Below are 9108 nucleotides of genomic sequence, written 5' to 3'. Positions count from 1 at the left end.
CGTCATCACCGTCGGCGGCCCGGGCTCCACCCCCCGCACACCACCAGCAACAGACACCTCATCAACCGCCGACATGGCTACTTCCTTTCTTTGTTTCTCTTGCTGTCAGGAGAGCGGGATCCGCTGCAGGTGAGCGGCGAATTCCTGCCAGGCTTTCGCGCATTCCTGGGCCGCGGCGGCGGCCAGGGCGGCGCGGTGGTGGGGGACGGATCCGGTGATCCGCCGCCACTGCGCGGGCAGATGGAGCTCGAGCGCGCGCAGCATCAGCCGGCCTGATTCGCTCTGGCGCAGTGCCGGGTCGCGGCACAGGGCGCGGAAGAGGTTTTCGAGGCCGGCGGCCTCGGCGGGGTGGGCCGGGGCGAGGGTGTGTGGGGCGGTGCCGTCCGCGGGCCGGGCGGGGCCGGGTTCGGCTGCCGGCGCGGGCGTGCCGGGTGTGCCGGCCGCTCCCGGCCCCGCGGGCGCGGCGGGGGTCGGGGCGGGGGCGGGGGTGCGCAGGCCGGCGGGGACGGGGTCTTCGCCGCGGGCGAGGCGGGCGCGGACGTCGCGGACGGTGCCGGGCGAGATCCCGGCCTGGCGGGCGACTTCGCGTAAGGAGGCGTCGGGTGTGTCGTTGATGAGGCGGCCGGCCAGGCGGCGGCCTTCGGCGCTGGACAGGGGGCGGATGCGGCCGTCCTGGCCGAGGCGGGCGGGCGGGCCGGGCGGCTGGTCGGGGTCGGGGGCGCCGCGGCGGCGCAGGGCGCCGACGGTCTTGGCGGCCAGTCCGCAGGCGGCGGCGACGGCCCGGTCGGACCAGTGGGGGTGGGAGATGATGATGCGGGCGGCGGCCGCGGTGCGTTCGGCCAGGGTGAGGGGCAGGCCGTGGCCGATGTTGGCGCTGACGGCGCGGACGAAGGCGTCTTCGGGGGTGCCGTCGAAGAACTCGACCTCGACCAGGGGCTGTTGGCGCAGGATTGCCGCGCGCAGCCGGTGCATGCCGTCGATGACGCGCATGGTGGGGCGGTGGACGAGGATGGGCGGCCAGCCGTCGTCCAGGGCCATCAGGGTGCGGGCGTGCTGGAGGTTTTCGCCGCTCATGCGGGGCGAGTCGGCCGGCAGGAGCAGGCCGAGGGGGATCTGGACCACGCCGTCGCCGGCGCCGTCGCCGGCGACGGCGGGTGTCGGGGGGGCGTGGTGGTGGGTCAGGTGGGTGTCCATCGGCGTGTGCTCCCCCGTTCTTTGTCGTCGTCGTGAATAAGGGGCCCCGGGGGTGTGGCGTTGGGGGCAGGGCTGGGCTGGGCTGTGCAGCGGTGCGTGGGGCGGGAGTTCAGCGGGTCCGGGTGGTGCCGTGGGCGGGGCCGGGCCCCGCGCCCGGGGGCGTGGGAGCGGGGCCCGGGGGCGCGCCGCGGACGAGATTACGGACGGGCCGGGGTTTTTCGCGTGCCTGGGCGGGGATGCGGCGCCGATTGTGGCAACTTGCTGAAATGGTGGCCGCGCGCGGGTGGGCAAGTGAGGATTTTCCCCGGTTGCACAGCGGTGTTTCAGGCGGCCGGGCGCAGGGGCTGGCGGGCGGGGTCGTTGATGAATTCGCGGAGCCAGCTGCGGAATTCGGGGCCAAGGTCGTCGCGTTCCCAGGCGAGGCGGACGGTGGCGCGCAGGTAGTCGGCGCGGTCGCCGGTGTCGTAGCGGCGGCCGGTGAAGACGACGCCGTGGACGGGGCCGCACTCGGGGGTGCGGGCGAGGTGGCGCAGGGCGTCGGTGAGCTGGATCTCGCCGCCGCGGCCGGGCTCGGTGGTGCGCAGGACCGTAAAGATCTCGGGGTCGAGGAGGTAGCGGCCGATGACGGCGAGGTTGCTGGGCGCGGTGCCGGGTTCGGGCTTTTCGACGAGGTCGGTGACGCGTACGGTGCCGGGCCGGCCGGTGGGCTGGACGGCGGCGCAGCCGTAGAGGTGGATCTGGGAGGGGTCGACCTCCATGAGGGCGACGACGCTGCCACCGTGCTGGGCTTGGATGTCGGCCATGGTGGTCAGCAGCGGGTCGCGGGGGTCGATGAGGTCGTCGCCGAGCAGGACGGCGAAGGGTTCGTCGCCGACGTGGGGGGCGGCGCACAGGACGGCGTGGCCCAGGCCTTTGGGGTCGCCCTGGCGGACGTAGTGGATGGCGGCCAGTTCGCTGGCGGCGTTCACGCGGGCCAGGCGGTCGGCGTCGCCTTTGCGGGTGAGGGCTTCTTCCAGCTCCCAGTTGCGGTCGAAGTGGTCTTCCAGGGGCCGCTTGTTGCGGCCGGTGACCATCAGGACGTCGGACATGCCGGCGGCGGCGGCTTCTTCGACGACGTACTGGATGGCGGGCTTGTCGACCACCGGGAGCATTTCCTTGGGGGTGGCTTTGGTGGCGGGGAGAAAACGCGTTCCGAGGCCAGCCACTGGGACAACTGCCTTGGTGATTCGGCCGGGAGTGGAATTCATGAGGAAAACGGTAGTGGCGGGTTTGAAGGGCGGGAAGAATTTGGCGCGGGGGCGTCTCTATTTGGGCAACTCGCGGGAATTGTTTTGGGTGGCGGGGTGGTTGGGGGGCCGCGTCTACAATGCGCTGGCCGGGCGGGGAAGGATCAGGGAATGGCGGGTGTGCGGGTGGGTGCGGGCGTGGACGGCACGGGCGGCAATACGGCGGGCGTGGCCGGGGTGGGGGGCGGGCGGGTTGCGGCGGGGGCGGCGGCGGAGCTGCTGGGGCTGGCGGGGCGGGTGAGTGCGGCGATGGAGGCGGCGGTGAACGCGCAGGCCGCGCTGCACGGTTTGAACCGGGCGGATGTGGATGTGCTGGTGGCGCTGGTGAGGTCGGGGCCGGGGCGGCGGCTGAAGCCGACGGATCTGATGGAGCTGTGTGCGCTGTCGTCGGGCGGGACGACGAAGGTGGTGCGGCGGATGACGGAGTCGGGGTATGTGGTGCGGGAGGCGGATCTGTATGACGGGCGCAGTTCGTGGGTGCAGCTGACCGAGGAGGGCCTGGGCCTGGTGGCGGGGATCGAGGCGGAGGTGGCGGCCCAGCACACCAGGCTGTTGGAGCGGCTCCCGGCGGGGGTGGTGGACGCGCTTATCGCCTTGCTGGAGCAGGCTGCCGTCGTGCTCGAGCGGGAGGAGTAGGACGCCGGTCGGTTGTCCGGGCGTGGGCGAGGACTTCGGCCAGGCGGCCGGCGTCGGGGACGCCTTCGGTGCGCCAGCGGCCGATGGTGATGGTGGGGGCGGTGTGGATGCCCCAGACGCTGCGGGCGGCTTCCTGGGCGGCGCGGTGGCGGGCGAGGTCGGCCGGGGAGGTGAGGTGGGCGGCGAACTCGCCGGGGTCCAGGCCGGTCTGGGCGGCGAGGTGGGTCAGGACGGCGAGGTCGCCGATGTCCTGCTGTTCTTGGAAGAAGGCGTCGAAGACGCGGGCGTCGTAGGTGTCGGACAGGCCGTGGCGGGCGGCGTAGTGGTGGCCGCGCAGGGCGGGGCCGGTGTCGGGGAGGAACGGTGCGGGGGTGGCCGGGAAGGCGACGCCCAGGCGCTGGGCCATCGGCAGCACGGACCGCTCCCAGACCTGGTCGGGGTATTCGCGTTTGCCGGTGGCGGGGATGCCGTCGGGGTGCATCTCGAAGGGGTGGTGCAGCACCGGCACGTGCGGGTCGGTGAGGTCGAGGGTGTCGCGGATGACTTTGCGGGTCATCACGGAGAACGGGCAGATGAAGTCGAACCAGACGCCGATGGTCACGGTCACGGCGTGTCCCCTTCGGTGAGGCGGTCCAGGGCGGCCAGCGGGATGGCCGCGCGCTGGGGGCGGTGGGTGGTTTCGTAGGCGGCTTCGTACAGGGCCTTGTCGAGCAGGTGGGCGCGCAGCAGTACGGGGTGGTGGCGCGGGTCGTCGCCGGTGGCGGTGGTGTAGCCGTCGAGGAAGGCCTGCTGGGCCCGTTCGGCGAACCGGGCCGCCGCCGCGCGCGGCCCGTCGCCCGCGGCGGGCCCGGAGCCCGGGGTGTGGTGGGCGGCGTAGTCGAAGGAGCGGAGCATGGCGGCGATGTCGGCGTGGGTGCTGTGCGGGCGGGTGCGGTGGTCGATGGGCTGGGCGGGTTCGCCTTCGAAGTCGGTCAGCAGCCAGCCCTGTGGGCAGCGCAGCCACTGGCCGAGGTGGAGGTCGCCGTGGATGCGCTGCAGGCGCACGGGGCCGCTCACGTGGGTGAGGGCCTGGCAGGCGTGGTACACGGCGCGCTCGTGGCGGGCGAGGGCGGGCACGAGCGCGCGGGCGGCGTGGTAGCGGCGGGTCAGGTGCGCGGCCAGGGCGGTCAGGCCGGCGGTGTCGAGGGTGCGGGTGGGGAAGGCGGTGGCCAGGGCGGTGTGGATACGGCCCGTGGTGGTGCCCATGGCGTGGGCGTCGGCGGTGAAGTCGGCGTGGGGGGTGGCCAGGGCGGCCAGGGCGGCCTGCCATCCGTCGGTGGCGGCGGGCAGGTAGCGGGTGATCAGGGCGTAGGTGAAGCGGCGGCCGTCGATGTCGCCTTCGACGGCTCCGGCCAGTGGTGGGGTGTGGTCGGCGGCCAGCGGGCGAAGGGCGCGCTGGAGTTCGAGGTCGGGGTTGGTGCCGGTGTGCAGGCGGCGGAAGATTTTCAGGACGTGGGTCTCGTCGACGATCAGTGAGGTGTTGGTTTGTTCGGCGTTCAGCGGGCGGGTGGTGGCCACCGGCCGGCCGGTGAGGTGGCCGATGAGGTGGGGGTCGGCTGTGGCTTCGTAGACGAGGGTGCCGTCCAGGTGGGCGATGGTGGCCGGATCGTGCGGGCGGCTGGCGGCGGGGGTGGCGGCGGGGTGGATGCCGACGGGGATCTGGTACGTCTCGGTGGGGCGGCCGTCGGCGAAGTGGGCGCGGGTGACCAGCACGACCCCGGCCACCGCCCGCCCCTCCCCCGCCCGCCGGCCGGGGCCAGAACCGGGGGTGGGGGTGGGGGTGAAGGGCCAGGTGTGGGCGATGGAGACATGGGACAGGGGCCGGTTCTTGGCCGGGTACCAGCGCTGGCGGGGCAGCCAGGTCTTCAGGGCGTGCTCCAGGCTGCCCCAGGCCAGGGCGGGCGGGGTCATCCGGTGGCCACCTCGTCGGCCAACTCGCCCAGCTGCCCCTCCGGTTCGCCTGCCCACTGGCCGGCCGGTTCGCCGGACAACTCACCAGCCTGGTCGCCTGCGTGGTCGTCGGCGGTGGGGGCGTTGGCGAGGATGAGGTGGGGGTTGACGCAGAACCAGTAGAAGCCGTGGCCGGCGAGGCTGAGCTGGTAGGGGCGGGTGGTGATCATGGGGAAGGTGGTGCGGCCCATGAGTTCGACGGGGCTGACGCCGCGGTGGGCGCGCAGGTCGAGTTCGACGGGCTGGGGGTGGGCGGAGAGGTTGTTGACGCACAGCACGGTGGAGGAGGTGCCGTCGGGGCCGGTGTGGTGGCGCAGGTAGGCCAGGACGGCGGGGTTGGAGGTGGGTATCTCCTCGAAGGTTCCCAGGCCGAAGGCGTCGTGGGCGCGGCGGGCGGCGAGCATGTTGCGGGTCCAGTTCAGCAGGGAGGCGCTGTTGTCACTCTGGGTTTCGACGTTGAGGGCCTGGTAGCCGTAGACGGGGGTGAGGTTGGTGGGCAGGGTGAGGCTGCCGGGGTCGCCGGTGGAGAAGCCGGCGTTGCGGTCGGGGGTCCATTGCATGGGGGTGCGTACGGCGTCGCGGTCGCCGAGCCAGATGTTGTCGCCCATGCCGATTTCGTCGCCGTAGTAGAGGACGGGTGAGCCGGGCAGGGACAGCAGCAGGGCGGTGAACAGTTCGATCTGTTTGCGGTCGTTGTCGAGCAGGGGGGCCAGGCGGCGGCGGATGCCGATGTTGGCGCGCATGCGGGGGTCGGCGGCGTACTGGTCGTACATGTAGTCGCGTTCTTCGCCGGAGACCATTTCGAGGGTGAGTTCGTCGTGGTTGCGCAGGAAGATGCCCCACTGGCAGCCGGCGGGGATCTTGGGGGTGGAGGCGAGGATCTCGGAGATGGGGAACTTCGATTCCTTGCGTACGGCCATGAAGATCCGCGGCATGAGGGGGAAGTGGAACGCCATGTGGCATTCGTCGCCGTCTTTTTCGTAGTCGCCGAAGTAGTCGACGACGTCCTCGGGCCACTGGTTGGCCTCGGCGAGCAGGACCCGGCCGGGGTAGTGGGCGTCGACCATGGCGCGGACGCGTTTGAGGAAGGCGTGGGTGGCGGGGAGGTTTTCGCAGTTGGTGCCGTCCTGCTGGTAGAGGTAGGGGACGGCGTCGAGGCGGAATCCGTCCACGCCGAGGTCGAGCCAGAACTTCAGGGCTTCGAGCATGGCTTCCTGGACGGCGGGGTTGTCGTAGTTGAGGTCGGGCTGGTGGGAGAAGAAGCGGTGCCAGAAGTACTGCTTGCGCACCGGGTCGAAGGTCCAGTTGGAGGTTTCGGTGTCGACGAAGATGATCCGCGCGTCGGGGTAGCGGGTGTCGTCGTCGGCCCAGACGTAGAAGTCGCCGTAGGGGCCGTCGGGGTCGGTGCGGGAGGCCTGGAACCAGGGGTGCTGGTCGCTGGTGTGGTTCATGACCATGTCGGTGATGACGCGGATGCCGCGGGCGTGGGCGGCGGCCAGGAGGTCGGTGAAGTCCTCAAGGGTGCCGAACTCCGGCAGCACCCGCCGGTAGTCGGCGACGTCGTAGCCGCCGTCGCGCAGGGGTGAGTCGAAGAACGGGGGCAGCCACAGGCAGTCCACGCCGAGCCATTGCAGGTAGTCCAGGCGGGAGGTGAGCCCTTTGAGGTCGCCGATGCCGTCGCCGTTGCTGTCCTGGAAGGAGCGGACGAGGACCTCGTAGAAGACGGCCTGCTTGAACCAGTCCGGGTGCGGGCTGTGGCTCATGGGTTCCTCCAGGTGTAGATACGGGCCGGGGCCTGGGCGGGGTCGATCTTGATGTCGAGGCGGTGGGTCAACTGGGCCTTGTCGCCGGTGATTTCCTCCACCGCCCACATCCCGGCCAGCGGCCGGGTGAGGGTGAGGGTGCCCTGCTGGGTCTGGTGGGGATCGAGGGTGACCACGCACAGCACGCCGTCGCCGGTGGCCGCATCGTGCTTGCTGTAGGCGATGAGGTGGTCGTTGTCGAGTGGGTGGAAGCGCAGGGTGCGCAGCTGCTGCAGGGCGCTGTGGGTGCGGCGCAGGGTGTTGAGGTGGGTGATCCAGCTCGTCAGGAAGGCGCTGTGGGGGGTGGGGGTGGTGAAGTCGCGGGGGGTGAGCTGGTATTTCTCGGAGTCGAGGTAGTCCTCGCCGTCGGGGGTGAGGGGGGTTGCTTCGCCCAGTTCGTAGCCGCTGATGATGCCCCAGGAGGGGGAGAGGGTCGCGGCGAGGGTGGCGCGCAGCGCGAACATGGCCGCGGGCGCGTGGTGGAGGTGGGCGGGCAGGATGTCGGGGGTGGTGGGGAAGATGTTGGGGCGCAGGAAGTCGGCTGTGGTGGTTGCGAGTTCGGTGGCGTAGTCGGTGAGTTCCTGCTTGGTGGTGCACCAGGTGAAGTAGGTGTAGGACTGGCTGAAGCCGCAGCGGGCCAGGCCTTTCATGACGGTGGGGCGGGTGAAGGCCTCGGCGAGGAAGAGGACGTCGGGGTCGGTGGTGTGGATGGCGCGGATCAGGCGCTGCCAGTGGGCGGCGGGTTTGGTGTGGGGGTTGTCGACGCGGAAGGCCCGGATGCCGCGGGCCATCCAGAAGCGGACGATGGCTTCGATCTCGGCGGCCAGTCCTTCGGGGTCGGTGTCGAAGTTGAGCGGGTGGATGTCCTCATAGGTTTTGGGCGGGTTCGCGGCGTGGGCGATGGTGCCGTCGGGGCGTGTGGTGAACCACTGGCGGCGGGTGGTGAGCCAGGGATGGTCCGGGGCGCACTGCAGGGCCAGGTCGAGCGCAGTCTCGATGCCGAGGGCGGCGGCCTGGGCGACGAAGGCGTCGAAGTCCTCAAGGGTCCCCAGAGCAGGGTGGAGGGCGGTGTGCCCGCCGTCGGCGGAGCCGACCGCCCAGGGCGAGCCGACGTCGCCTTCCCTTGCGGTGAGCGCGTTGTTGCGGCCCTTGCGGCGGATACGGCCGATGGGATGGATCGGCGGCAGGTAGACGACGTCGAAGCCCATGGCCGCGATCCGGGGCAGCTCGGCCGCGGCGGTGACCATGGTGCCGTGCACCGGCCGGCCTTCGGCGTCCCGGCCGCCGGTGGACCGCGGAAACAGCTCGTACCAGCTGGAAAACCGGGCCCGCACCCGCTCCACCGTCAGCGGCTGCGCCGCGGAGTGGGTGACCAGGTCCATCACAGGCCGCTCGGCCATCAGCCCCGGTGCCGGCCCGGCCAGCACCTGCCGGGCCGCCTTCGCCTGCTCCTTGGGGCCTGCGGGGCGGGTGGGGGTGCGCAGCTGGGCGGCCGCGGCGAGGAGGGCTGAGCGGGCCGGGCCGCTGTGGTGGGCGGCGGCACGCTCCAAGAGACGGGCGCCCAACTCCAGTTCGTTGTCGAGGCCGGTGCGCGGCCCGGCCTGGAGGTGGGCGGTGATCTCGGCGCACCAGGTCGCCCACGGGTCGGCGTAGGCGGTGATGTGGAAGGTGTACGGGCCGGGGGTGCCGGGGACCACGACGGCGCTGAAGCGGTCGGGGTCGCCGGGGTCGGGGGTCATGGGCACCGGCGGTCCCGGGCGGCCGTCGGGGCCGGTGAGGGTGACGGTGGCGCCCACCGCCTCGTGGCCCTCGCGCCACACGGTCGCGGCGATGGGGAGGTACTCCCCCGTGGTGGCCTTGGCCGGGTAGGCGCCGTGGGAGATCACGGGCGTGATGTCGTCGATGGTGATACGGCCGGTCATGGTGCTGCCTCCCCCAACTTCCTCAAAGCTGCGACGTCCTTGACCTGCTGAGTGACTGCGTGCGGGTGTGACGGTGTGCTGTGTGACTGCGTGCTGTGTGACGGTGTGTGGTCCCCCTGCCGAGCCGGCGGGGCTACGGGTGTGGTGGTGCCGGTGGGGTGGTGCGGGTGGGGCGGTGGTCAGCGCCTGGCGCCGCCGGACGGACGCGGGTGGGCATGCGGGTGCGGGGTGGGGTGGGGTGGGCGGGTGGGGGGCCGCCTGGCGGGTGGGGTGCGGGGC

The 9108-nt window shown here is 72.1% G+C and carries 7 protein-coding genes; 1 reads left to right on the top strand and 6 read right to left on the bottom strand.

Going from position 1 to position 9108, the window contains the following annotated elements:
* Positions 1-105: 105 nt before the first annotated feature.
* Together IEZ01_RS32950 and galU are read right to left on the bottom strand one after the other, a co-directional pair.
* Positions 106-1194: a ParB/RepB/Spo0J family partition protein gene (locus IEZ01_RS32950; protein WP_189205423.1), complete on the bottom strand. Its 1089-nt coding sequence runs from the start codon at positions 1192-1194 to the stop codon at positions 106-108.
* A 323-nt stretch (positions 1195-1517) separates the two neighbouring features.
* A complete protein-coding gene (gene galU / locus IEZ01_RS32945) occupies positions 1518-2441 on the bottom strand; it encodes a UTP--glucose-1-phosphate uridylyltransferase GalU (protein WP_028798328.1) in 924 nt (307 codons plus the stop codon).
* 150 nt (positions 2442-2591) lie between these two features.
* Here galU and IEZ01_RS32940 point away from each other — a divergent pair, with 150 nt between their 5' ends.
* A complete protein-coding gene (locus tag IEZ01_RS32940; protein ID WP_189205421.1) occupies positions 2592-3116 on the top strand; it encodes a MarR family winged helix-turn-helix transcriptional regulator in 525 nt (174 codons plus the stop codon).
* On the opposite strand, the gene IEZ01_RS32935 is transcribed toward IEZ01_RS32940, so the two are convergent.
* The 4 genes from IEZ01_RS32935 to IEZ01_RS32920 are packed head-to-tail and all read right to left on the bottom strand — an operon-like array spanning position 3067 to position 8829.
* Positions 3067-3723, bottom strand: a complete 657-nt coding sequence (locus IEZ01_RS32935) for a DsbA family oxidoreductase (protein WP_189205419.1) — start codon at positions 3721-3723, stop codon at positions 3067-3069. The genes IEZ01_RS32940 and IEZ01_RS32935 overlap by 50 nt on opposite strands.
* Complete coding sequence (locus tag IEZ01_RS35795) at positions 3720-5066, bottom strand: maltokinase N-terminal cap-like domain-containing protein (protein WP_189205417.1); 1347 nt, start codon at positions 5064-5066, stop codon at positions 3720-3722. Before IEZ01_RS35795 ends, IEZ01_RS32935 begins: the two co-directional genes overlap by 4 nt.
* Positions 5063-6868 (bottom strand): maltose alpha-D-glucosyltransferase, encoded by a 1806-nt coding sequence (gene treS / locus IEZ01_RS32925; protein WP_019891695.1) that lies wholly within the window; start codon positions 6866-6868, stop codon positions 5063-5065. Before treS ends, IEZ01_RS35795 begins: the two co-directional genes overlap by 4 nt.
* Entirely contained in the window at positions 6865-8829 is a 1965-nt protein-coding gene (locus tag IEZ01_RS32920) for a maltotransferase domain-containing protein (protein ID WP_019891694.1), read from the bottom strand. Before IEZ01_RS32920 ends, treS begins: the two co-directional genes overlap by 4 nt.
* Positions 8830-9108 lie beyond the last annotated feature (279 nt).

The organism is Streptomyces purpureus (genome assembly GCF_014648195.1).
GTDB lineage: Bacteria > Actinomycetota > Actinomycetes > Streptomycetales > Streptomycetaceae > Streptomyces > Streptomyces purpureus.
Note: the sequence above shows the minus strand (reverse complement) of the source record. Positions and strands in the feature narration are given on the sequence as shown.